A 25,267-nucleotide genomic window follows, 5' to 3' on the forward strand; every position below is an offset into this window, starting at 1 on the left:
TTTTACCTCGCGCCACCTATTAATTTCAATTCATTTCGTGCTGCTGCAGCGCCCACTCCACGTGCTCTCGCACCAACTCAGAAGGATGATCCTTTCGACTGTGCAAGGCGCGCAAAATATCTGGATCGGCAGGCAAACTTGTCGCCGCGTTTCCTAACCCTACCGCCAGATTACGCAACCAGCGCTCATGCCCGATACGGCGTATCGGGCTGCCCTCTAATTTGCGCATAAACTCGGCTTCAGTCCAGGCAAATAGGCTGATCATGCTGGCATTGTCTAACCCATTGCGCACCTCAAAATCATTTAGGCTAGCGCGTTGGGCAAACTTATTCCAGGGGCAAAACAATTGACAGTCATCGCAGCCATATACCCGGTTGCCGATCAGGGAACGCAATTCCAGCGGTATAGCGCCTTGTAACTCTATCGTCAGATAAGAGATACAACGCCGGGCATCGAGCTGATACGGTGCTAAGATCGCTTGGGTAGGACAAACTTGTATGCAGGCACTGCATTGGCCGCAATGATTGCTGATAGGTGCATCGATAGGCAGAGGAATATCGACCAAAATCTCACCGAGAAAAAACATGGAGCCAGCGTCACGATTGAGTAGCAGGGTGTGCTTCCCCTTCCACCCTAAGCCCGATTTTTCTGCCAATGCCACTTCCATTACAGGGGCGGAATCGGTAAACACCCGATAGCCAAATTCACCGATGCGCTCTTGTATATATTCAGCCAACAACTGCAATTTTGCCCTGAGCACTTTGTGGTAATCACGCCCTCGCGCATACACAGAAATCACCGCCGCATCGGCAGCGCGGTTCTGCTCCGCGCTGCGCCAATCGGCATCTGCCGAACCAGGTAAATAATTCATGCGAGCCGAAATTACTCTTATCGTGCCGGGCACTAACTCATCAGGGCGCCAGCGCTTGCTGCCATGCGCGGCCATATAGGCCATCTCGCCGTGATAACCAGCCTCTAACCAGGCTTGAAAACCCGGTTCCACATGCGCCAGATCGACATCCGTAATACGTAGATCAGCAAAGCCGAGCTCATTTCCCTTGAGCTTGAGCTCTTGTGCTAACTGAACAAAATCTGTCATCGGCTATGCGAGGTCAAACGCGCCAGAGGATTGGCCAGACCGTATCCTGAATTAGAAGCCGATGCCTCATTCTTTGCGCTGGTTTTGCGCCCCCCGTGATTGGCTTCATCGAGTAATTCGGCTTGCTCAGGATTGAGGCCCTGCTCAATCTCAGTATTGCGTTGCATTGCCACACCAACAGCAAGAATATCGATCACCAGTAAATGTAAGATGCGGCTAATCATAGGCAAATGGGTAGAAATATCTTCGACATGATCCACAATCAAGGCCGCATCGGCCTTACGTGCCAAGGGGGACTGGCTGGCCGTAATCGCGATGATGTAGGCACCGCGTTCGCGTGCTTTATCTGCCACCTCCAATAGCTCAGGCATGCGGCCACTACTACTGATGATCACCGCGACGTCGCCTGGCTTCAATACACTTGCAGCCAGCAACTGTAAACGACTATCAGTGTAGGCTCCGCTAGAGACGCCAAAACGTAAAAATTTATATTGCGCGTCTTGTGCCACGACGCCGTAATGCCCGACCGCAAAAAATTCCACTCGATTGGCCTGGATCAACAAGGCAATGGCCTTATCGATCATTTCACGATTCAACTGGCTACGCACTTGCAAAATCGCGGAGGCAGTATTGCCCAAAACCTTGGCACCCAACTCCAGCATAGAATCATCATGTGTAACCTGGGTATGCGTCACTGGTACCGTACCAGTCAAGCCAGAGGCGAGTCTGAGCTTAAAGTCGGACAGACCTTCACAGCCCAAGGAACGGCAAAAACGAATCACGGTAGGCTGACTGACCTGCGCGGCTCTAGAAATATCGGCGATAGGATCATTTAGCGCGGCGCGTGGGTGCGCCAAAATATATTCAGCAACCCGCAATTCTGCTGGTGACAGTTCTGCGCGAGCACGCCTGATCTGACCAAGTATGGCCGAGCCAGGTGTGGCCTTAATGCTCCTGAGTTGTGCCTCCAGGATCGCCGACACACCGATAAACGTCGCGTGTTCTGCAGTAATGACGAAGGTGGGGATCGCTGCTACATACTGGCTGAAGCGGCCACGCTCCTCAAAGCGCGCGCGAAACGGTGAGGCGTCAAAGTAGGCCCCCAGACGCGGCACAATACCGCCCCCAATATAGATCCCGCCCAAGGCCCCCAAAGTAAGTGCCAGGTTGGCCGCTGCGGTCCCTAGCAAACTACAGAAGATCTCCAAAGCCTCAGCACAGACCGCATCACCAGCATTAAGTGCACGCTCTGTAATCTCAGGCGCGGTCAAATCGCTACTGGGCACGGCACGGTAATCGGCCAAGGCACGATATGTTAATTCCAGGCCGGATCCCGACAACAGGCGCTCAAACGACACGTGATCAAACGATTTCCAGGCATATTGCAGCACCGCGATTTCGCGCTCATCGCGCGGTGAAAAACTACTATGACCACCTTCAGAACCGAGTGAAATCCATCCATCCTGTAGCGGTATCAGGCCAGAAACACCCAAACCACTACCCGGGCCCAAGACCCCAATCACGCTTTGCTTGCGGGTCTCCCCACCACCAATTTGGCGCGTCTCGCTGACATCTAAGCGCGGCACTGCCATTGCCAACGCGGTGAAGTCATTGACGATGACTAAGGTATCAAAACCCAATTGCAGCCGCATTTGCTCTATAGAAAACTGCCAGTGGTAATTGGTCATACTAACGCGATCACCATCAACAGGATTGGCGATTGCCACTGCCGCATGCTCGACCTGGAGCGGCGCTATGCTATTGAGATAGAAATTAATGGCAGAATGAAAATCGGGATAATCAGCACAGCGTAAGGACGCGATATGCTCAAATTTACCTTTTTCGATTTCCAATGCGAAGCGTGCGTAAGTGCCACCGATATCGGCAATGAGCCTAGGGCTATCAAAAGAAACCATGTAGTTCCAATTCTTTATGAATAAAAAAGTATGTGCATTTTGCAATTAGGCAATGGCCTTACATCTAAATATTATCGACTGAATTGCCAACATAGCGCTACTTAACGCCTACTTAGAGACTTTTCGCCATTGTAGAAATTTTCCCTCGTGGCGGTTCAGTGTGATTTTTAACAAGACTACGAGCCAACTAGCATTGTAGTCCTGCTAGATCAAGTGTGAAAGTGCTTGATAACACGGCACGAGTACGTTCTTTGTCGGATAACAATATCAGTTAACGATGCGCGGACAAAAGTGTAGCGTCTTCCGTGCTTGGCGTTGAACGTAATTAAATATAAATGAAAGACCAATAAGTATTAGGTCGTGTTTATTGATACGACTAGAAAATACACGTAAGTAGTGCAACTACAAATCCAAATTTGAATTACATATATTTTAAATATAACTAAAAATGAAAAACTATTACGTCACCTCATAGGAAACCAGGATTAATTAAGATAAATATCGCTAAATTTCTTTGATTTAATCACAACAAGTGTAGCTCAACATAAAAATTATTGCATTTAATATGTAGTTTTGCTACATTACTCTTAATCAAGTGCGACGTTCCCTCTTGCTTCCCTCTTGATCTCATCTCAGTTATTTAATAACCATGGATTTTTTACAGCAATGACCTCTGAATTGATGACATCGACAAATGAAACTGGCTTTCCGTGGTTGCTGGCAGACATTGGCGGCAGTAATGCCCGCTTTGGACTAAAGTTAAGCAAAGACGCTGAGATAACGCACATCAAGACCATTCCTGTGGTGCAGCATGCGACGCCTGTCAAGGCTGCGCAGACCTATCTCGATCAAATTTCGGTCACCATGGGAGCAGACTTTCAGCCACCGCGCAAGGCCGCCTTTGCAGTAGCGACTGCGGTTGTCGGCGATCAAGTGGCATTCACCAATAGTCACTGGAGCTTCTCCAGAGCCAAAGTACAAGAGGAGCTTGAGCTAAGTAGCTTTCTCGTCCTCAATGATTTCGAAGCGCTGGCATTGTCCTTGCCACGCTTGAACGCAAGCCAATTAAGAGCACATAAAGATTTACCAACAGCCTGCGGCACCCTGGCGGTGATAGGACCTGGCACTGGTTTAGGCGTGGCGGGAGTTACTCAGACCAAACTAGGCTGGATCGCATTGCCGTGCGAAGGTGGTCACGCCACCCTAGCCCCAACTAATAATTTTGAGAGCGCAGTACTAGATCAGGTCCGCCAAATTTATCCTCACGTATCGGCTGAACGCTTACTTTCAGGCATAGGCCTGCCTGTACTGCATGCTGCAATTGCGACCCTGCGAGGCGCACCATCGACTATCTTGACAGCAGAATTAATTGTAGAACGCGGACTTGATCGTAGCGACGCTATTTGCTCAGAAACTCTAGATACTTTCTGCGCATTATTAGGAAACTTTGCTGGCAACGTTGCGCTAATCTTGGGAGCGCGTGGCGGAGTCTATATAGGCGGTGGCATCGTACCTCGCCTCGGCGAGAGATTTTTCAATTCACGCTTTCGTGAATGCTTTGAGGCCAAGGGAAGATTAGATAACTATCTAAAGCAAATCCCGACCGTTTTGATCAGCGACACGCTGGCAGCCCTCACCGGAGCCGCGTTCGCGATTGAGCAACAGGGAGCGTAAGCCTTAGGTTAAATTGACCTTCAGGTCCACGACGTAAGAACAAAGAAAAATGGCAGGAAGATTTTTTCTTCCTGCCATTTTTCTTTTACGTATTATTTACTTAGCCAGCTCAAACATATTTATCCACATCCTATGTCGCAGCGATATGCGCCTTAGTCCCGGCTCTATTTCTGCACAAACACCACAGCACTGCGCGCCGGGACAGAAAAACTTCCGCTTGCAGTATTAAAATTCGCCATAGCGGCAATACGCTTATCTGCCGCATTTACATCGGTATGAACCGGGTGCAAAACATAGTCGATTCCAAGCGCGTCCGGTATCTGTATTTGCTGTGAATTAGTGGCAACATTAATAAAATACCGCAGGGATTTAAAGTTCGCACCAGAATAGCCGGCTCCATCCAAATGCCCAACAATCACAGCAGCATTTTGTCCAACTCCCAGATTGTCAAAATGCAGACGCTGGCGCACATCGGCAGCACTGCGCAGACGAAACAAACTGGAACTGGATCGTATTTTTAACAGATCACGAAACATATCGCGCGCCAGCGCTATCTCTGGCGACCCCGGCTTAATCAGTGAATTCGCCAACAAAGGCGCAATCATAGGATACGCATCAGCATTATCAGCCTTGGGCGGCAGCCCGGTAGCGAAATAATTATCCTGATACGACCAGTCCAGGCGATTAAACCAATCACCAGAGTTATAACTATTTCTATCCATGGATTTCGAACGCAATATGTCCACGCCGGCATGAAAGTACGCTATACCTTGACTAAACGCTGTAATCGCCACTCCGAGCATTTGCACCCGCACCCGATCGATTCGGCTAGTATCTTGCGGCAATTTGTAAACATTGATATCAAATAAAGTTTGGTTATCATGATTTTCAACATAATTAACCACTTCTGCAGGTTCACTCACATATGCTGCCGGCTGCCCGGCATAATCAATTTGCTCCAGATTTTTGATGCTGCCATCATAGCTAGTCATAGAAAAATCACGCAACGACCCAGTCAAGCCGACCCGCACCATATCGGCCGTTTTTGCCAAATCCGATGCAGCAGCCCCTTGGTCTGCAAGACCATTGATATAGCCTTTATGTCGCATCAAATCCGCACCAGTATCCCCGGCACCACCACCGCGCACTGCATCGCGCCCACGATCACTAAAGGTCGCTATACCAGTCCCATTTAAGGACAATTGTGATGCCTGTACAAAACGAGCACCATTCGCAACTTCGCCAAAATTCCAGCCCTCACCGAGCAGCTGTATCTCACGGCCAGTTTGCGCTCTTAATTTGGCCTGCAGCTCTTCCATAACGGCACGGGGTTGATGCGCCATTAAATCAAAACGAAACGAATCGATTTTGTACTGCGTCGCCCATTGCAGTACAGAATCTATCATCAGCTTGCCCATCATCATGTTTTCGGTGGCGGTATTTCCACATGGCGTGCAAGTAGATTGCTCCACCTGTCCCAAGGCATCCAAACGATGGTAATAACCCGGCACGATTCTATCTAGTACCGAAGTGGCTTTTTGCCCGACTGCATCGGTGTGATTGTAGACAACATCCATCCCAACTCGTAAGCCCGCCTTATGTAAGGCCTGCACCATCTGTCTAAACTCAAAAATCCGCTTCGCACCATCATCAGCATTGGTCGAATAACTCCCCTCTGGTGCGTTATAGTGAAAAGGGTCATAACCCCAGTTGTAACAATCCTGGCCGGCAGCAACACTGCTTGAGGCTTGCTGGGTTTCACTATCCGCCCCACCTTGTATCAAGGGGCTGACGCACCCCTTCTCAGGCACACTAGCAAAATCAAACACCGGCAATAAATGTACGTCTGTAATACCAGCCTGCGCCAATGCCTGCAAATGCCGCATACCGCGACTCGCAGGTTCGGTAAACGCCAGATATTTACCTCTATGAGCAAGTCCAACTGTGGCGTCATTGATAGAGAAATCACGGACATGTAACTCATACACTGCCATATCGGTTTGCGCCAAGTCCTTGCGCGGCGACGACGTCGCACCCCAGCCCTTAGGCTGCAATGCTGGCGAATCTAGTTGCGCAATATAACTACGCTTAGAGTCACCAGAAAGACTAATTGAATACGGATCAGTGACACGATTACGGACCACACCCACACCCGGCACGTAGACATCGAGCAGGTATTGATAATACTTCCCCTTAAGACTAATACCTTTCTGCAAAGACCAAATCCCGCTATTCGCATTCCATTGCATAGGTTCGAACGTATTTGCGCGACTATTAGCCTGATCGTACAAACACAGACCTACGACTTGCGCAGTGGGAGCCCAAAGCTTAAAACTGGTCTGCCGCGCGGTCACGTGAACACCCAAATCCCTAATTTCTTTGGCTGAACTATAGAGATCATCGAGCGCGCCAGGAATTTGCAACGATGCCGACTTAAGCACCACACCATTGGGATCCTCCTGCACCAAAAAAATTTGCTGCTTATGTAAATTGGGCATGCGTGCAAGATCAGCATCGGCAAGTCTCAACAGCAGACCATTCTCAACAAATTTAAAACGATTAGTTAAGGCGACAGGCAATATTTTATCTGACACTGCGAGTGAAACTACACCATCGGCACCACTCAATTTCGCACCAACCACCGCCTGAATCTGACCAAGGGCCGAGTAATAGAGGCTAAATCGCCCAACTTTACTGGCTCCCGGCCATTTTACAAACTGCTGGCTCAACCAATAGGCACTCGCCTCATACTTTACCGGAGCAGGATGCAGTACTGATGCAAACTCAGACGCATTGCATGCAGCGATCGCGGCTCTCCTGTCTATCGTTTGCGCAGACGCTCCACTGATCAACAGGAAAACACAGACAATGCTCAAGAATGTGCGCAAACACGAGAGGTGCAATTTAACACCCAGAGACTTAATTAGAATGACCACGAAACTCCAATCAACTTAGATAAAAACGTTTACCAGCAGACCTGAAGAATATAAAAAATACAGTCTTCTAGTCGAATGGAAGCAAAAAAGTGTAGCACAACTACAAACACACAAATATCTAAATGTGAATAAACAATCAAAATTAAGACGCGAAGCAGTAATTAAGTAGTTTTATTACTCAATTTTATAGGCGTCCGATGTTGGAGGTTGAAAACCAATAAGTACAAAATAAAATTTTCTGTAGGATTTGTGTTTAGATGTACTTTTAAGCCTAGGCAGCCAATTAAAGCAAAGTTGACGTCAAAGAGGTCAGCCCATAATCAAGAGAAATGCGCTAACGTGGGGAAGAGATCTGAGCGCTGCGGCTTTAAGAAGCCGGTGGCGGGATTAAGCGCTCGGTGCAGAGAGATTGCCAAGTTCAAAATTATTCTTACGAAAAGCCTCTCTTACCGACTCCTCGATCACGGCATACAAGGGTTTAATTGCTGGACGCAAATCCCTCACGATATTGCCCGAACTAAGCAGTGAGGGTATTCGTGTACCCCTATGCTCGATAGAACCGCCAACCGGACGAATATCAAAACCGATGCGTTCAAAATGTTTGGCCAGGCGCGGCTCGGTAAGCACAAAGAGATTCTCAATATCGAGATATTGACCAATGGCGATAGCCGACAAATAAAGACTGACGGGAATAAAAGGAAAGCGAGCCACGCCATCACGGCGCGAAAAATCGCCATCACTTACCGACAAGGCGGTGATATTTTCGCCCTTACGCTGACGAAAATTGAGAACAGCAAGGCGTGAGACTTCGGCTATGCTGCGACGATCCATCGTAGCCGGGTCTGCAATGGTTCTATCCAGAACCTTGGAACAACTTAACTCAAACGGCAAAGGTCGATAAGGATCATCGGGGTGCGGCAAGATCACGCGAGTACAACCGACAGATTCGCCCGTATCCCGTTTGCGTAATAGACAATGGACTGATTGCTCGTCGTAGGCATCGCTTTCTAAGCCATCCTCTCGAACAGGCTCCCAACCTAAATCACGACAATACACTTCATGCCGAATGCGATAAACCGCTTCGATACTAGCAGCATCCAAAGCAGGGGAAATTTCAAATAATTGCCGGAAATTTTTGGCGAGATCAGTGTTACTGATGGAATGGGTCACACACCCACCCAACTGCCTGAGAAGGGCAATTTAAAAAAACAGCATCGTTTTAAGCCGAATAGGAAAATCAGCTTATTTTCTTTTCGCTTTTTATTGATCATTACATGCTTTATAGCCCGTAATTAAATACATCCATAATGCAAAAAAAGACACCCTCGCATGAGGGCATCTTTTACACGACTAAGTCGCGATATTGGTTTAGCTATTTACGCCTTTGCGACGGCGTGCCATACCCATGGCAACCAAGGCCAAACCTACCAAGCCGACCGAGGCTGGCTCAGGAATCCGATTTTGAATTTCTAAAGAAACTTGAAATCTGTTTTCTTGATTTTCTACCGTAGTAAAACCGTAACAGCCAGCAGCAGCACCAGCATCAGCACATGCCGCATTACTGAGTACGCCCATACCGACTATATGCAAGATAGCTGCATAATTATCGCCTTCATACACAAAATTTTGTGTCAAGCTACCAGTAACAGGATCAAAACCAGCACCAAGTGCATCTACCACCAAAATATCATTGCAAGGAGTAGGGCTAGCTACGGTACAAGGATTTTGATTCGGTGTTTCTTTAAACTTAAAATCAAATGTCAATCCAGTGAAAAGATCTGAACCAGTTGGGCCTGGCAGCAAGCGCTTCAAGCGAATGACATCCAATAAATGAGCACTTCCCAGACTTGCGCCGGTAATTGGACGATTATTGTGGATTACTTCAACAGTATTAACAGCAGGGGCACCTGTGAACAAGGAACCGTTGAAATTACCATTAGTTGCCGCACCTATACCTAAAGAAGACTGACCAGATCCGGTCGAAGTCCCCCAAGACAATAAAGACGCAGCCATAGGGTTACCAAGGCCATTTAGAAAAGCATTCTGATTACTACCGGTGACGCCAGCTGGAGCAAATGAAGTAAAGCCGCTATTAACTTCAAATTCCCATTGTGTCACTGGTGTTGCCATTGCGCTGCAAGAGACCACGGTCGCCAACACTGCAGTCAGCCCCTTGATCGATCCTTTTGTAAATAGTTTCTTAAACATTTGAGACTCCCGTTATAAAGTGAAATTCAACTTTTCTGCTGCTACGTCAGGTATATAGCATATACCGTGCCAGCAAACGGTAACAAGTTAAGCTATTGTTTTATAAGGAAAATCATCTATCCTTGTAACATTTCACAATGGCAATGTAAAAAATTTCGACAACTTCTACACTAATAATTTCCCCGAAAAAACATATACTTAAAAACAAGTTTGCGTAGATGAAATTCTCAATCAAAATTTTTTACTCAGCTTGCAGAGTCAGCGACAAGTTCTGCAATACCCTCTAGAGAAATAACTGCCAGGCAGCGTTCGTCTACATCAATGTCCACTAATTTATCGCGACAAGCGATAAGAACTGAGCGGCTTACGCCCGGTCTTAAGGGTAGGTGCTGGCGTGCTATCCATGCGTCCCAAGCGAAATATCATCAAAGGCGTATCGCCACGACAGATCTCATCCCAGCCCGCCGCCAATTGGCCACGGGCTTTGCTAGAGATGCCCTGATCTGCATCGCTTTGTAATGGTAGTACCACCGAGGCTGCCATCGGTTGCAAGGCAAGGCGCTCTAGCGTAGCGCACAGCCAGGCGCGCTCGAACCCCCTACCAACTGCGAGCGCAGCTTGATCCAGAGGTAGATTACTGCTCACTAGCGCCAAGGCCGGTGCTTGCAAGCAAGGCAAATAGGCGGCTCGCATGCCCATCACATGATGCAGACCAACTAGGTTTAGTGCGCGCATTAAGGGCCAGTGCCTGAGCGCTTTAAACATGGGCCGCATCAAAGGCTCGACTTCCAAGGATGCCGGCGGTAAGCCAAAGTCGGCATTCTCGCGCCAATTCAAGTCAAAACGTATCGACGAAAAAAGTTCTTGATGTAGCCGTGGCGACTGGAAACGCGCACTCTCTGCGAGCCAGATCAATTTCAAGGCTAGCTTACGTTCACTGCCCTCCAGCCAAATCAGGCGAACTCCAGGGATTTTTTCCAGCTCAGCACTCATGCGTGCGCGCTGCGCAGCACTAGGCTCGCCCTTAAAGAACACCTGTCGATTGGTCTGCCTGCTAGGGATGGCGGTAGCCAGAGCGTCTGCCTGAATACTGGGATTAGCCAGTAAATTGATACGCACTACCAGCAAAGGATCGTCAGACGGAAACCAACTAATATCAGCAGTAAAACCCAGCTCGCTGGCGCGTAGCTGCATATTCTCAACTGTCGCACCAAAAGCCAGCAAATCCAATACGCGCCTGTGTCTCTCGGTGTTAGTGACAAATTCCTGGTCCGCCCAGATCAAGATCGCCTGATCCTGATACTCAAAATAATAGCGCAAGCCATTGTCTGCCGATGGTGCCAAGATACCGCTTTGCGCTATTGCATCAAGGATTGCAAGTTCCATAGTCCTACCAAGGTAAATTTTGTGAGTAAAATCAAGAGCTGCGATAGCACCACGCCAAGCTCTAAGCTGAGGGTTTCATAAAGCGTTTTCTGGTGATGGATAAGGCGATACGTTGCAATAGATTATTATTTCCGCCTGGTCGCCAGGTATGCACCAGTTTGTTACGGTAGGCATCAAAATGCACTCCGCGTGGCGCAGCAATCACATTACCGCGACCGAGTAGAATTTTTAAGGCTTCACTACCGGCCACGCCAGCACAAAGTTGACATGCCATCATGGTCGACGGCCCCCGACGTTCGGCGAAATTTATACTGCTCGGATCCACCAGATAAGCGCCGTGTAACCCGGCAGGTGCCAAACCGACCAGAAAGCGCAAGGCTTTTTCTTCATCGGTATTGTCGCCCCACAGAAAATATTCTTCGAACGTCATGCCGCCAGGCAAGAAATTAAATAGGGCCGCCCCCATTCCCAGCGGCGCTACTGTGGTGGCAGGAATCCCCTTCGCTGCGCAGGCGGCAAAGGTGGCCTGACGTGCCGAAAATGCAAAAAAATCCAAGCCATCTACGTACAAATCAACGCCAGCCAAAAACTCAGACAGATTTTCTTTGGAGACCCCCGCAGGGAAAATTTTCAATTCCACATTCGGATTGATGGAGCGCGCCATCGCGGCCATCACTTCGACCTTGGGCTGGTCTATGGTCGCCATATTGGCACCAATTTGACGATTGAAATTTACCAGACCATAAGTATCCATATCGGCGATATGAAATTTTTCTATGCCCAAGCGCACCAAGGTAATCAGATGTGCGCTGCCGACAGCCCCCATACCGGCGATGGCAATGCGTTTTTGGCGCAGTTGCTGCTGCTCAGCAGCTGTGACCCAGCCAAGATTGCGAGCAAACGCCTCAGCATAGTTAAATTTTGCATCCATAAGTGTCGTCAAACCTTACTTAAACATGATTAAAACGGCTGGAAATTCTTATTGCACTATTCTATGACTTAGACAAATAAGCAATATTTATCTCGTTTACTGTCTTATTTTTATACTGCCTTGTCAGCGATGCGCTTCACGCTAGCTTAGATCAGGTATTTTTTGGCGGCAATTGCAGCAAGGCACTAGGATGCTGCCGAAACGCAGTTTCCAGCTTGGCTTCGATTAAGCGATACAAGGACTGCATGGCAGGGCGCAAGCCAGGCACAGTCTTGCTGGCACTGAGCAAAGAGGGGGCGCGAGTACCGCGATGCTCTATGCTGCCTCCGATTTGATGGATATGAAAACCTATGCGCGAAAAATGACTGGCCAGACGTGGTTCAGTTAAGACTAAAAGATTGTCCATCCCAAACAGATTGCCAATCGCGATCGAAGACAAATAAAGACTGACAGGAATATAAGGAAAGCGCTGCACTCCGCCGCGTGGCGCGAAATCATCATCGGTGATCGATACCGGCGCCGCAGTTTCGCCCTTACGCTGACGGTAGGTATTGATCACGGCGAGCCGAGAAACCTCGCAAATGGTATTGCGCGGCATGCGAGTGGGGTCGGCGATAGCGCGATCTATCACCTCGCGGCAGCTGTCTTCCATCGGTAGCGGGTAGTCGGGGTCATTCGCACGCGTGAGTATCACGCGTATGCAGCCGATCGCCTCACCGGTGTCACGCTTAGTGAGCAGACAATGCAGTGAATGCCTGTCATAGTCATCGCTCTCTTGACCGTTCTCACGCAAGGGCTCCCAGCCCAGGTCGCGACAATACACTTCATGTCGTACCCCATACACTGCCGCCAAGCTAGCGGCGTCTAAGGCTGGGGCGATCTCAAATAAGCGCTGAAAAGCCTCAGCGAGATCAATACTATCCGAAGGGTCATTCATCTCAATTTCACCTCAATTGGCTACACCGAGTGCTGGATTAGCAATTACCGCGATATTAAAAATATTTGAGCACTTAATCCATTGTGCCTAGGGCATTTGAGTTTGGCAAGTTGCCCAATTTCAATCAATTCCCTTATGGAAAATAATTGCGGTTTTATACTCCTGATTAGCCTGCGGATGCTTGGAGACTGTCTAGCCCAGCCTCATTAGGCCGCCTCACACATGTTGCTAAATGATAGAGCTAACTTTACAAAGCCCAGCAAAAGCTAAAAAATCTTCGCAGTTTGCGAACACATTTTTCAGAGGACTTTCTGTATTCCGAACCAGGCGCCATAAGCTGGCAGAACCACCCCGCCTTGTGCGGCGCGGCCGGGTAAGCCGTGCCCTTCCAAATCATCATATGCGAGGCTTTCTGGAAAATCAAACGCGATTTCCTCAGCGCCAAGATTTAACACGACCAAGACCGCAGGCATGCCCGGCAGATCCCGTCTTAAAGCCAGCACCGGTTCTGGCGCGTCATAAAACAAAATATCCCCGGCACTTAATTGCGCCACTGTTTTACGCCAGGCAATCATCTTTCTGGCGAAATGTAAGGATGAGAGTGGTGCTTGCTCTTGTAAACTCACGGCTGACTGCGCATGTTCAGACGGCACTGGCAGCCATGGCGCGCCCTCGGTAAAACCTGCATGCGGTAAACTGGCATCCCAAGGCATGGGCGTGCGGCAGCCGTCGCGCCCTTTTGACTCTGGCCAGAAAGTTAAACCGACCGGATCCTGCAACACTTCATAGGGCAAATCGGCCTCAGTCAAAGCCAATTCATCACCCTGATACAGGCAGGGAGTGCCCTTGAGTGACAATTGCATAGCAAGTATTACGTTAGCAAATGCCGGTGTCGCGTCCTCGCCTCCCCAGCGTGTCATAACCCGATTCACGTCATGATTGCCGACCGACCATGAAGCCCAACCACCCGATACTTTAGCCTGGCGCGCATAAGCCTCAAACTGCTCGACCTGAGTGCGGATATGGCGCGCCGATTTTTCATTGGTGAGCAGATTAAAGCTATACGCCATCTGTAATTTATCGCCGTCGGCGGTGTATTGCGCCATCACACTCAGCGCTTCGTCCGAGCCAACTTCACCAATCGCCACTGCATCATACTGATTGAGTAGGCTTCTGACGTTTTGGAAAAAAGTTAGATTTTCCGGGCGGGTATTGTCATACAGATGGGCTTGCATGCCATACGGATTGCACTCCGCCACGCTGACCGTATTCTGCGTGGCAGCGGGCGGATTATTGCGCAACTCTTTGTCGTGAAAATTAAAGATGCAGGCGTCGAGCCGGAAACCATCAACCCCACGATCGAGCCAGAAGCGCATATTGTCCAGATGCGCTTGCTGCACCTCGGGCTGATGGAAATTCATGTCCGGCATGCTGGTGAGAAAATTATGGAAGTAATACTGACGTCGCCGGCTATCCCACTGCCAGGCCGAACCGCCAAATAAGGATAGCCAGTTATTCGGTGGCGTGCCATCGGGCTGGGGATCAACCCAAACATACCAATCCGCTTTAGGATTATCGCGACTCTGGCGACTCTCGACAAACCACGGATGTTGGTCCGAGCTATGCGATAAAACCTGATCTATCATGATCTTCAAACCGAGCGCATGGGCACGCGCTAGCAACGCATCGAAATCGGCCAAATTGCCAAACAGAGGATCGACATCGCAATAATCCGCCACGTCATAGCCGAAGTCACGCATAGGTGAAGTAAAGAAAGGCGAGATCCAGACGATATCCACGCCCAGAGCGGCAATGTAATCGAGCTTGGCGGTGATACCTGGCAGATCACCAACGCCGTCACCATTGGTGTCGAGAAAGCTGCGTGGATACACCTGATAAATCACGGCCTCGCGCCACCAGTCAGCAGACTTAGCCGGCTCACTCGTTTGCGGCAAGGAACTAGATGGTGGATGTTGGTTTAGGCTACGCGGATCAGACATGGTTCACTTTCAAAAACTAGTATCAACAAAAATTATTAGGTTTATTTAATCGCGCATGGAGCTGATTGCAGCAGCGATGCCAAGCACTATTCACAATCACGTTAAGCACGCCATACAAAACACGATCTCAAAAAACTTGGACTAAAAGCGCTTTGAATTCTCAGTCGTTTTTCACGTAAAATTCAATAATCACAAAGCCTACCCCCAGTATCCATGCGGGTTTCCAGCCCAAATGCCGCCAGCAGGCGCATCTACATTGCGCAATGACTTTGAGAAACTAAAAGAACATAAATAGGACTTACGCAAAATTGTTCCAGCTAGGCGTACTGCCGAAGACAGTACTTTAGTACGGCAAGGCGGATACAACGACGCTGGGGCGGTTTTGCGTAAGTTCTATTAAACTCTACTCACGGTCTCACCTGGCAACAGCACCGGTTGCCACAACTCTTGCAAGTCTGAAGGCGGCGTACCGCCCTGCAAGGCGAGTAACATCTCTATCATTTTCGCGCCGGCCTTATCTGGATTCGGCTGATCGATGGTGGTCACTTTATAACCGGCCAAAGAATCCTCCATTTGCCCCCAGACGATCACCGACATGTCCTGGCCGATGCGCACGCCCGCGTCTAGCAAGGCGCGCATCGCGCCCACGCCCGACATGTGGTTGTCGATGATTACGGCACTCGGCGCTGGTTGCAGCGCCAGTAAAGCTTGCATCGCCAGGTAACCACTACGTCTATCGATGGTGTTGTCGATTAACAGGCGCGCATCAGGCTTGATGCCAGCCGCTTGCAAGCGCAGCTTAAAACTGTCAAAACGTTGACGCGCAAAGTTCATCTCTAGCGGTGCGCTGATGAGGGCGATGCGGCTATGTCCATGCTCCAGTAAATGATCGACCGCGATATGCATGCCGGACTCATTATCGTAATCGAACCAGGCATGCGCTTCGTTCACGCGGGTGCGGCCATGCGCCACAAACGGCAAACCGTGCTTGGCCAGATAGGCGACCCGTTCGTCATACAAACGGGTACGACCGACGATCAAACCATCTACGCGGCGCTCTTTCACCATATGCTGATAGGCGCGCAATTCGTTTTCAACCGAGACCGGTGCCATCATCAAATCCATCTGACGCGCTTCCAGCGCACCGACCATGCCGCCGACGATTTGCATGAACATGGGATCGGCTAAATCATTGGGCAACAAAGGATGAATAATGCCAACCAGCTTGGTGCGCCCCGAAGCCAGACTGCGCGCCATGGGATTGGGGCGATAGCCGGCCAACTCAGCCGCCGCCAAGACCCGTTCACGGGTACGCTCACTCACTTCTGGATAACCGTTCAGTGCACGACTGACCGTGGTTTCAGAAATGCCGAGATTTTTAGCCAGAGTTTTAAGGTTCATCGATGCAAAATTGCGAAAAAATTAAAGGGCTACAGTGTAGTCTGGGCAATGCGCAATGCTGTCCTGATTCAAGCACTTATTTTCTAAAACTTATCGCCACCACCGGCTTGGTATTTTTACGCCAAACCAGTTTGACAGAGACTAATTTTTTATTTTCATCCCAGACAAAATCGAGCGCTTTATTCTGCAGTAAAACCCGATGTGGTTTGCTTTGAATATTGTGTAGCACCAAGCTCAGCGTTCTGTCCACATCCTGATAATGCTGGCCATTTTTTGAAGACAAGCTAATCAGTACCTGCTGCCGTTTTACTGCGCTGGAAAACTGCAATAAGCCATACGCGCCCTTCTCAAACGCCTGTGGTGTTTCGCCATTATCGTCATACATTTTGCCCTGGCCTGTCTTGACCGCCGCATCATGGTAATAATGCAGATCCAACTCCCGGCTAGAGTAGTGGCTAGTATTTTGTATAGTCCGGCTCATAGGAATAAACGCCCCGCCCCTGACGAACACCGGGATATGCTCAGCCTGCAGCGCCACCATCTGCGTGCTACCACCGGTATATTGTTGATCGGTATAAAAATCGAACCAATTATTTTTGACGGGGAAATACACTTGCGCTTCTTTCGCTCCGGCTTTTAACACCGGGCTAACCAGAAATTCATGGCCCCACAAATAGCTGTCTGACACCGCAAATAATTTCTCATTGTGCGGTTCCTCATAAAACAAAGGACGCATCAGCGGTAAGCCTTGCTGATTATTTTCAAAAGCCAAAGTGTAGTTATACGGCAGCAAGCGATAGCGTAATTCAATCGCAGTTTTCGCTAAGGCCATGATTTTTTGCTCGCGCAAAACCGGCTCGGCCGCCACTTCTTCTTGTGCATGCGGACGAAAAATCGGCTGAAACACCCCATACTGCAACCAGCGGGTGTACAACTCATCGTCAAGATTGGCGCCGGCAAAACCGCCTAAATCAGAGTGCATATACGCCATGCCTTGCATGCCCATTTGCAGCGCAATTTCGGGCTGCGGTCTCAAGCCGCCCCAACTGCGATTGACGTCGCCCGACCAGGGGATCATGCCAAACCTTTGCGAGCCCGAGTAACCAGAACGCATCAAGATAAACGGCCTTTGCGCGGGGAAATCCTTATGGTAACCGTCCGCGATCAACTTGGCCCAGTTATGACCATAAATATTGTGAACCTGGTCTGCTGAGCCGCCCTGATGCTGCAACCCGGAAGGATGCACTTCTGGTTCCCCCAGATCGCCCCACCAGCCTGCCACACCACTGTTATTGAGTTCTTTATAAATATTCCAGAACCACTCTTTGGCCTCCGGCTTAAAGATATCGATCAGACCGGTATTGCCAAAGTAAAAATCGTAAGTAAATGGCTGCCCATTTTTATCGGTCGCCAGAATATTCTTTTGCACCGCCTCGTTCCATTTACCCGATGTCGTCAAGATAAACGGCTCGGTGATCAATATGGTTTTGATGCCTTTGGCGGCAAAGTCTGCCATCATTTTTTTGGGCTGAGGGAAGTTATCCGTATCAAACGCCAGATTACCCATAGTCCCTTTGACTTCCTTGCCAAACCAGTACAGATCAAAAATAATCGCATCCACCGGGATTTGTTCTGCGGTAAATTTATCCAGAATGGAGCGCGCCTCGGTTTCGCTGTGATAACCAAAACGACTGGCAAAATTCCCGAAAGCCCAGCGCGGCGGCAAAGGCTGGCGACCAGTCAGACTGGTGTAATTGGCGGCGATATCTTCCCAACTGTCACCGGCGATCACTTGATAAGTTTTGCGGCCACTGATGGTTTCGTAGGCCAGTACATTTTCTTTTCTACTGTCAAAATCGAGAAAGCCTATAGGGGCATTATCAAAATGAATGCCGTACATCTTGGAAGAAAACACCAAAGGCATAGAAAAATTCATCTGACTGGAACGCTCTTCGTAACCGTAGTGCGCCTTATTGTACAAAGGCAGTCTATGCCCGCGCCGGTTCATCCCCAGGGCACGCGCACCAGCGCCGTACAGTGCTTCACTGGCATCAAGATTAAAATCTAAGACCTCTGCACCGTCTTTTTTAGCATAGCCATTTTTCTCAGAAATCAGTGGCTTGCCCTTGTAAGCATAGCTGATCTGAAATGGCGATTTGTTGATGCTAACGAGCATCCCAGCTATTGCATATTCAATGCCAGCAACGCTTACTTTGACCTGCGTCTTAAGCTTAGAGGGAGCCAATACCACGGCATGTGATTCAGGATTAAATCGTTCGCCATTGGGTATAAACGAAGTCTCTATGATCTTGTCTGAATAAGGCTTGATCAGATAGCGACCATCGTTGGTGACCACTTCCAGGTGCTCGCCTTTATCGGTAAAGCTCTGCATGCTACGCTGCAGGTTTTGCGCCAGCGCCGCAGGTGCCAGCAAGATCAGCAGTACTAGCTTGATAGTCCGAAATTTTGTCATTGCATTGTTCTTCGCTGGTATTTTCATGGTCGTCATTATTATTCTGGAGCTAGCAGTAGCAGGTTTTTATTACTATCAAATGTCACTTTGCCAGCGATGACTAAGGCAGTTTTACCGGAGTAATAATCCTTCAGTTTCTGCCCATCCGCAAACACACCATGCACATCGATACTCTGGCTAGCATTGGCAGGCAAATCCAAGGCCACCAGCACCGTGTCTTTGATGCCATTTTTCTGATAAGTACGTTTAAACAAATAGGGTTGCGCACTCAATTGTTGATGCACACCGGCACCGACCGCCACATGCGCCTGGCGAAACAAGCCTAGCCTGCTCCAGTGCTGGCGCACTTCAGCGATGCGGTAGTCGCCCCGATTGGCATTGCTTGCCAACTCATCCCAGTTCATCATCGAGCGCAGCGTAGCGTCGCCGTGAGTGCCGGGCACGGTCAGACTACGTGCGGTTTCATCGCCATAATAAATTTGTGCAGCTCCCGGGCTTAACAAGAGCTTGGTAGCGGTTTCAAATGGCAGGCGACGGGCTGCATCGAATGGTGCGCCATCGTCATGCGAACTCACATAATTAAGCACAGAATAGCCCTTTAAGGCGCCCTGCAATTGCGCCGAATAAGTACCAAACAAAGTTTCATAATTTTGCGTGGCGTCGGACTTAAAACCGAAATTAATCAGACTATCAAAACCGTTTGCATAAAAATTCACAAGGACGCCGCCGTCCATTTTGAACTCGGTGCCATGTCCCAAGGCATAGTTATAGACCTCACCGGTCATGAAGAATTTTTCATCGCCCAGCTTTTTATGCGGATTGCACTGTTTCCATTCTTCGTAAGCGCTACTCGCGACTTGCTTCAACTCTTTCCAGACAGCCGGTTCTACGTGTTTTGCGGTGTCAATGCGAAACCCATCAACACCGAATTTTCTGACCCAATCAGCGTGCCACTTCATCAAATAATAACGCGGCGCGCGCGGCCAGCCGGTGCGCGCAAAAAATGCATCTAACTCTTTAACTTCTTGCTGATAACGACCTTCTGCCTTCCATTTTTTGACTAGCTCAGGTGGCAAGGCGACGCTGGTATCGCTATCGGTACGAAAATCAGGCAGGTTGTTTACTAATGTGCAGCTGACCGTGCTCGCTACGTTTTGGTAGGTGCAGGCTGGGCCGGTGCGCACCCAATCGGCTGGCCAGACCGGATCGGCCTGAGTCACTGGCCCGGTATGATTCATCACCACATCAAGCAAAACCCGTATGCCATGCGCATGCGCGGTATCGACCAATCTGCGCATGTCGGCTTCAGTACCCAGATTAGCATCGACCCGCGTAAAGTCACGCGCCCAATAGCCGTGAAAACCGTAAGATTTGCCGGTACCCTCATCGGTACCAGCATGAATTTGCTCTACCGGCGGCGTCAGCCAGATCACGTTGACACCGAGATCCTTAAAATATCCCCGCTCGATCTTGGCTGTGATACCGGCCAGATCACCACCGGCAAAACCGCGTAAGGGCGCGGCATCGGCCTTGCGACCGTAGGCTAGATCGTTAGTTCTATCACTGTTAAAAAATCTATCTGTGAGCAAAAAGTAGACCGTGGCATTATCCCAGAGGAAAGGCTGTTTAGCCACAAGCGCGGGTAGCGGTGCAATTGCCGCGCCCGAGCTGGGGACAGACAACTGCATTAATGAGATAGAAAATGCCAAAAATTTCGTATTGAATTTCTTACTCAGCTTGGTATTGAGCTTGGTATTGATCATTGTTCTTATCTCTGTACTCTGCACATTTTCCACGGAATTTAAGCCGGCACTGCGCCTGATTTTTTCTGCGTTATTTGCTGTTGCTTCAAACCGTGCTAACGACATCTGCATCGTCATTCACGATAAGACACAAGACGCCAGCAACGATCATGCAGACACCACCGATAACCAGCGCATACACCGATTGATTGCTGAAAAAATTCTTCACTAAGGGGCCCAAAACAACGCCTGCAATGATTTGTGGAATCACCACAAAGAAATTGAACAAGCCCATGTAATAACCCATTTTATTGGCCGGCAAGGCGCCCGCCAAAATCGCGTACGGCATCGTCAATACACTGGCCCACGCTATGCCCACGCCTACCATAGGCAACAGCATCATCATCTTAGAGGTAATTAAAAACATGCTGGCCAGACTCACGCCACCAATCAGCAGGCACAGCATGTGGACCAACTTACGGCTCGTGATACGCGCCAACACCGGCAACAAAAATGCTGCCAGAGCCGAGACGCCGCCATACACGGAAAACATAATGCCGACCCAATTACCGCCTTCTTGATAGCCCGCCGATTGCGCATCGGCAGTATGAAATACCAGGGCTGCCACCGAGGGCGTGGTGTACACCCACATGGCGAAAAAGGCGACCCAGGTAAAAAATTGCACCAAGGCCAGTTGCACCATGGTCTTAGGCATCTTGGCGAAGCCGCTCAAGATCTCGACCAGAGCTTTAACAAAACCCTGATTATTTTTCCGCTCTTGTTTAAATTTTTCCAGGTCAGCCGGAGGAATTTCCGTGCTGCTAAACACAGTCCAGGTAACGGCTGCGGCGAACACCGAACCACCGATATAAAATGCATAGCGTACGGTATCGGGAATCGCGCCATTCACAGGCACATTACTGACGCCCAGATAATCGGTGAGTATGGTTGGCAACAGGCCGGCAATCACGCCGCCGCAACCGATTAAAAAGGTCTGCATGGCAAAGCCGGCAGTGTGCTGCTCACTGGCGAGCTTGTCGCCGACGAAGGCGCGGAACGGCTCCATAGAAATATTGATTGCGCTGTCCATCATCCACAAGAAAATGACGGCTAACCATAGCACTGAGGCATTCGGCAGTAGAAACATGGAAATGGCAGCCAAGATAGCGCCAGCAAAGAAAAAAGGACGGCGACGTCCCCAGAATTCGTGCCAGGTATTGTCGCTCAGATAGCCGATGATAGGCTGCACCAACATCCCCGTCAAAGGTGCGGCCAGCCAAAGTATTGACAGGCTACCGATGTCCGCGCCGAGGGTGGAAAAAATCCGGCTGGTATTGGTGTTTTGTAAGGTAAAGCCAAACTGGATACCGAAAAAGCCGAAGCTCATGTTCCAGAGCTGCCAAAAGCTTAGCCGTGGTTTTAGTGTAGAAATGGACATGTTGCAGAGTCTCCGACTTTTTACTCGAATCAGGATTCGATTTTTTTTATATGCTTAATGATGCTGGTAAAAACAAACTAATTCTGTCTGTAGATCCTCATCTATTTTTTAAAACGATACTGCCCGCTTGCGCAATACCCATGCGGCTTTCAGGCCATACAGGCTGGAAAGCCGCATGGGTATTGCGCAAGCGGCTAGGTGTATTTCTAGATCTGCTACCTAGCACGTGCTTCACATAAAAACAGAACAAGCCCATCAGAACTCAGTCTTCCGGGCTTGCTCAAAGTTTTAATTAATTAAAACTTATAGTTCGCGCCAAACAGGACAACGCGGCCATACTTGGCGTATTCCAATTGACGGTCTTTGCTATTGGCATAGGTTTCGTAAGCTGCATTGGTCAGATTATTCACTTGCAACAACAGGCCCAATCCTTTGAAAGTACCCTCTTCAAACGTGTATCCGATTTGGAAATCAGTGACGTTCTCGCCGACTACGTAACGCAATTGACGATCACCATTGAATTTACCGATTTCACCAACATAATCAGAACGACGACGCTGACTGATACGTGTAGAGAAACCATGCTTCTCGTAGTAAATTGTGACGTTCGATACATTTTTCGACAAGCCAGGCAATTGAATTTTACCGATAGTATCGTTGACCTGTGCAATATCGATAGTACTTTCGCTAATTGTCGTGCTACCAGAAATACCGAAGCCATCTAAAGCAGATGAGAACATGCTAAATGGCACGGAAGCGGACAATTCCATCCCTTTCAGCACGCCACCATTACCGTTGTAGGGCGCAGTGTATTGTCCCATATTGGTAATTGCGTTAGTACCGGCCGTGAACGCCGAGAAGTCACGCGTCTGCGACAAATTATAGATGTAGGTACTGAGGTTTTTGTAGAATAAGGCAGCTGCAAAATAGGCCTTATTACCAAAGTATTTTTCATACGAAATATCAAACGCAGTTGCACGCCATGGATCGAGTTTCGCATTACCACCGCTACCGCTAGGCAAGAAAGTTCCCTTGTCGACGTGGAAGTCAAAACCTGAATTTAGCTGATCCAGACGTGGCCGCGCGATCTGCTTGGCGACACCGAAACGCAAAGTCTGCTGATCGGCAAAACCGAACGCCAGATTCATGCTCGGTAATGTGTCGTTGTATGTCTTACCGTCATTGACTGGCGACAAAGTACCGTTAGGATTGGACACTTGCGATGCCGAAGATTGATCGGTGCTGATAAATTGCAAACCGACGTTACCGCGTAGCGTGGCAGAACCGATCTGTGATTCAATATTTGCTTTAGCGTAGGCGGTAGTGATTTTTTCAGTCACATCCCAGGCACGCGATGCTGCTTCATTGTTCGTCTTATTGTTTGTAACAGGGTCAAAATACTTGGCGATCACACCAGGTACATTCCAAGACGGAACCACGCCGCTACCTGCAAAACCTAAATTAACCGGTGCGTACAAAAGGTCGTTAGAAATAGTTGGCGTTCCTTTTGCAAACAAATCGCCTTCCGGTTGACGCTTAGACTTGGTTCTGTCGCTGAAATTCACACCGACATCGATATCGCTAAAGATGCTTTCCAACATAGTCGGCGACGGCAAAGTGGCGGCCAACTTAAAGCTCTTCAACTCATCTTCTACGCTAGGCGCACGGGTGCTGCCGTAACCATAAATCGTATTACCTGTGTATAACTGCGAGGCGTCGCTGTAATTCAATTTACCAGACAAGGTCGCAAAATTACCCGGAGCCCAACCGACCGTCAAGGCAGGATCATTTAATGCGCCGCCTGTAGGATTTCTCAGTTGCAGGTTATTTTCAAGATAGTATTCATCACGTTTTGCGTGCGAATAATTCATGTCCGCAAACAAGGACCAGTTATCGAACTTAAACTTATTGCCCCAACCGACAGTGCGGATCTCATCCTCACGTTTGTTGTACTGACCACGCACCAGCGGGTAAGCACCGCTGGCAGTGCCGCCCAACAGAGTGCCATTGGCGATCGTCACCGCATCGTATTTAAAACCTTGTGGATTATTGCTACCGTTGTAACCACCCAAATTCGCTTCGAATTGATTATTGGTATCTTCTTGTTTAAATTTGGAAGCAAACACATCCAGCGTGCTGCGCCATACTTTAGAGGGACGGTATTCAAGCACACCGACAAAGCCGGTACGCTTCAGAGTACCGCTTTTGGCCAGAGATTTAACACCGGCAGTGATGAAAGTTCCAGCGGGCACACCGGAGACTGAACTCTGGCTGAATGGCTCATAAGTACCTGTTTCGTTATCCAAAATAGGAGAAGACAGATCGGCAATACCAAGTGCCAAACCAATAGTACGATCGGCAAATTGATCGATGTAGCTAACACTAAAGCGGTGCCCGGTGTCTTTAGTATCGGCAATCGATCCCAAAGAATTTTTCTCGCCACGGACATTAATTGAAACCGTACGTCCAGGAAAATCCAAAGGACGTACCACTTGCATATCGATGGTTCCTGACAGACCCTGCCCAACCAAACCCGCATCTGGAGTCTTATACACGGTAACACCGCTGAGCAACTCAGACGGATACTGATCAAATTCTACACTGCGATTATCACCAGTACTAACTTGCTCGCGACCGTTCAATAATGTGGTTGCAAAATCAGGCGACAAACCACGCACGCTGATCACCTGGGCACGACCACCAACACGCTGCGCAGCCAAACCAGGCAAACGAGCGATAGACTCAGCGATACTTGTATCTGGCAACTTACCGATATCTTCGGCAGAAACCGCTTCAACGATAGAGTTGGAATTTTTCTTTACCGAGATAGCTGCCTCAATACCGCGACGAATACCGGTCACAACCACAACATTTTCTACTGCTCCAGCATCATTTTTGACGGCTTCGGCTTGCTGCGCGAATGCAGTACCGGTGGCTGTTGACAGCAAGACCGCGCATCCGGCAGCGATCGGTGTCATCCGCAAAACTAGAGCATTCAAACCAGATAAGCGCTTCTGCTGCGCCTGCTTATTTTCTAAATGTTTCATTCATCTCTCCAATTTATTTTTATATAAATGCTTATACCAGGGATAGTGCGCGACCTTGGCAACTTACCCAACGCCATCA

15 protein-coding genes are annotated in these 25,267 nt (G+C 49.1%); 1 reads left to right on the forward strand and 14 read right to left on the reverse strand.

Annotation, left to right across the window (positions count from 1 at the left end; all coding sequences use genetic code 11):
- Positions 1–25 precede the first annotated feature (25 nt).
- Together queG and EJN92_RS03410 are read right to left on the reverse strand one after the other, a co-directional pair.
- A complete protein-coding gene (gene queG, locus EJN92_RS03405; RefSeq protein ID WP_126126538.1) occupies positions 26–1,099 on the reverse strand; it encodes a tRNA epoxyqueuosine(34) reductase QueG in 1,074 nt (357 codons plus the stop codon).
- Entirely contained in the window at positions 1,096–3,015 is a 1,920-nt protein-coding gene (locus EJN92_RS03410) for a glucokinase (protein ID WP_126126539.1), read from the reverse strand. The genes queG and EJN92_RS03410 overlap by 4 nt, the downstream gene beginning before the upstream one ends.
- Before the next feature lie 666 nt (positions 3,016–3,681).
- Between EJN92_RS03410 and glk the strand changes: the two genes are divergently transcribed.
- Positions 3,682–4,689: a glucokinase gene (gene glk / locus EJN92_RS03415; RefSeq protein WP_227869688.1), complete on the forward strand. Its 1,008-nt coding sequence runs from the start codon at positions 3,682–3,684 to the stop codon at positions 4,687–4,689.
- A 164-nt stretch (positions 4,690–4,853) separates the two neighbouring features.
- Here glk and EJN92_RS03420 read toward each other — a convergent pair whose 3' ends face one another.
- The 12 genes from EJN92_RS03420 to EJN92_RS03475 all read right to left on the reverse strand — a co-directional run bounded on the left by EJN92_RS03420 (position 4,854) and on the right by EJN92_RS03475 (position 25,188).
- On the reverse strand, positions 4,854–7,565 hold the full coding sequence (locus EJN92_RS03420; RefSeq protein ID WP_227869689.1) for an alpha-1,6-glucosidase domain-containing protein: 2,712 nt from the start codon (positions 7,563–7,565) through the stop codon (positions 4,854–4,856).
- 447 nt (positions 7,566–8,012) lie between these two features.
- On the reverse strand, positions 8,013–8,795 hold the full coding sequence (locus EJN92_RS03425; RefSeq protein ID WP_227869690.1) for a PEP-CTERM/exosortase system-associated acyltransferase: 783 nt from the start codon (positions 8,793–8,795) through the stop codon (positions 8,013–8,015).
- Between the two features lie 198 nt (positions 8,796–8,993).
- Positions 8,994–9,833 carry a THxN family PEP-CTERM protein gene (locus EJN92_RS03430; protein ID WP_126126540.1) on the reverse strand — a complete coding sequence of 280 codons (840 nt, stop codon included), beginning with the start codon at positions 9,831–9,833 and terminating at the stop codon, positions 8,994–8,996.
- Between the two features lie 333 nt (positions 9,834–10,166).
- Entirely contained in the window at positions 10,167–11,219 is a 1,053-nt protein-coding gene (locus EJN92_RS03435; RefSeq protein WP_126126541.1) for a hypothetical protein, read from the reverse strand.
- A 61-nt stretch (positions 11,220–11,280) separates the two neighbouring features.
- Entirely contained in the window at positions 11,281–12,150 is an 870-nt protein-coding gene (locus EJN92_RS03440) for a ThiF family adenylyltransferase (protein WP_126126542.1), read from the reverse strand.
- Positions 12,151–12,301: 151 nt separating this feature from the next.
- Positions 12,302–13,087, reverse strand: a complete 786-nt coding sequence (locus EJN92_RS03445; protein WP_126126543.1) for a PEP-CTERM/exosortase system-associated acyltransferase — start codon at positions 13,085–13,087, stop codon at positions 12,302–12,304.
- Between the two features lie 299 nt (positions 13,088–13,386).
- Positions 13,387–15,087, reverse strand: a complete 1,701-nt coding sequence (locus EJN92_RS03450; protein WP_126126544.1) for an alpha-amylase family glycosyl hydrolase — start codon at positions 15,085–15,087, stop codon at positions 13,387–13,389.
- 396 nt (positions 15,088–15,483) lie between these two features.
- A complete protein-coding gene (locus EJN92_RS03455) occupies positions 15,484–16,488 on the reverse strand; it encodes a substrate-binding domain-containing protein (protein WP_126126545.1) in 1,005 nt (334 codons plus the stop codon).
- Positions 16,489–16,564: 76 nt separating this feature from the next.
- Positions 16,565–18,988, reverse strand: coding sequence for a glycoside hydrolase family 31 protein (locus EJN92_RS03460; RefSeq protein ID WP_227869691.1), 2,424 nt, complete (start codon positions 18,986–18,988; stop codon positions 16,565–16,567).
- 11 nt (positions 18,989–18,999) lie between these two features.
- Complete coding sequence (locus tag EJN92_RS03465) at positions 19,000–20,724, reverse strand: alpha-amylase family glycosyl hydrolase (RefSeq protein WP_170174861.1); 1,725 nt, start codon at positions 20,722–20,724, stop codon at positions 19,000–19,002.
- Between the two features lie 85 nt (positions 20,725–20,809).
- Positions 20,810–22,141 carry an MFS transporter gene (locus tag EJN92_RS03470; RefSeq protein WP_126126546.1) on the reverse strand — a complete coding sequence of 444 codons (1,332 nt, stop codon included), beginning with the start codon at positions 22,139–22,141 and terminating at the stop codon, positions 20,810–20,812.
- 296 nt (positions 22,142–22,437) lie between these two features.
- A complete protein-coding gene (locus tag EJN92_RS03475) occupies positions 22,438–25,188 on the reverse strand; it encodes a TonB-dependent receptor (RefSeq protein WP_126126547.1) in 2,751 nt (916 codons plus the stop codon).
- Positions 25,189–25,267: the final 79 nt, after the last annotated feature.

Source organism: Undibacterium parvum, assembly GCF_003955735.1.
Taxonomy (GTDB): Bacteria; Pseudomonadota; Gammaproteobacteria; order Burkholderiales; family Burkholderiaceae_D; genus Undibacterium; species Undibacterium parvum.

Excerpts from the sequence above, each read along its gene's own strand:
- queG (WP_126126538.1), bottom strand. The coding sequence starts at position 1,099 with ATGACAGATTTTGTTCAGTTAGCACAAGAGCTCAAGCTCAAGGGAAAT.
- EJN92_RS03410 (WP_126126539.1), bottom strand. The coding sequence starts at position 3,015 with ATGGTTTCTTTTGATAGCCCTAGGCTCATTGCCGATATCGGTGGCACT.
- glk (WP_227869688.1), top strand. The coding sequence starts at position 3,682 with ATGACCTCTGAATTGATGACATCGACAAATGAAACTGGCTTTCCGTGG.
- EJN92_RS03430 (WP_126126540.1), bottom strand. The coding sequence starts at position 9,833 with ATGTTTAAGAAACTATTTACAAAAGGATCGATCAAGGGGCTGACTGCA.
- EJN92_RS03435 (WP_126126541.1), bottom strand. The coding sequence starts at position 11,219 with ATGGAACTTGCAATCCTTGATGCAATAGCGCAAAGCGGTATCTTGGCA.
- EJN92_RS03440 (WP_126126542.1), bottom strand. The coding sequence starts at position 12,150 with ATGGATGCAAAATTTAACTATGCTGAGGCGTTTGCTCGCAATCTTGGC.
- EJN92_RS03445 (WP_126126543.1), bottom strand. The coding sequence starts at position 13,087 with ATGAATGACCCTTCGGATAGTATTGATCTCGCTGAGGCTTTTCAGCGC.
- EJN92_RS03450 (WP_126126544.1), bottom strand. The coding sequence starts at position 15,087 with ATGTCTGATCCGCGTAGCCTAAACCAACATCCACCATCTAGTTCCTTG.
- EJN92_RS03455 (WP_126126545.1), bottom strand. The coding sequence starts at position 16,488 with ATGAACCTTAAAACTCTGGCTAAAAATCTCGGCATTTCTGAAACCACG.
- EJN92_RS03460 (WP_227869691.1), bottom strand. The coding sequence starts at position 18,988 with ATGAAAATACCAGCGAAGAACAATGCAATGACAAAATTTCGGACTATC.
- EJN92_RS03465 (WP_170174861.1), bottom strand. The coding sequence starts at position 20,724 with ATGATCAATACCAAGCTCAATACCAAGCTGAGTAAGAAATTCAATACG.
- EJN92_RS03470 (WP_126126546.1), bottom strand. The coding sequence starts at position 22,141 with ATGTCCATTTCTACACTAAAACCACGGCTAAGCTTTTGGCAGCTCTGG.
- EJN92_RS03475 (WP_126126547.1), bottom strand. The coding sequence starts at position 25,188 with ATGAAACATTTAGAAAATAAGCAGGCGCAGCAGAAGCGCTTATCTGGT.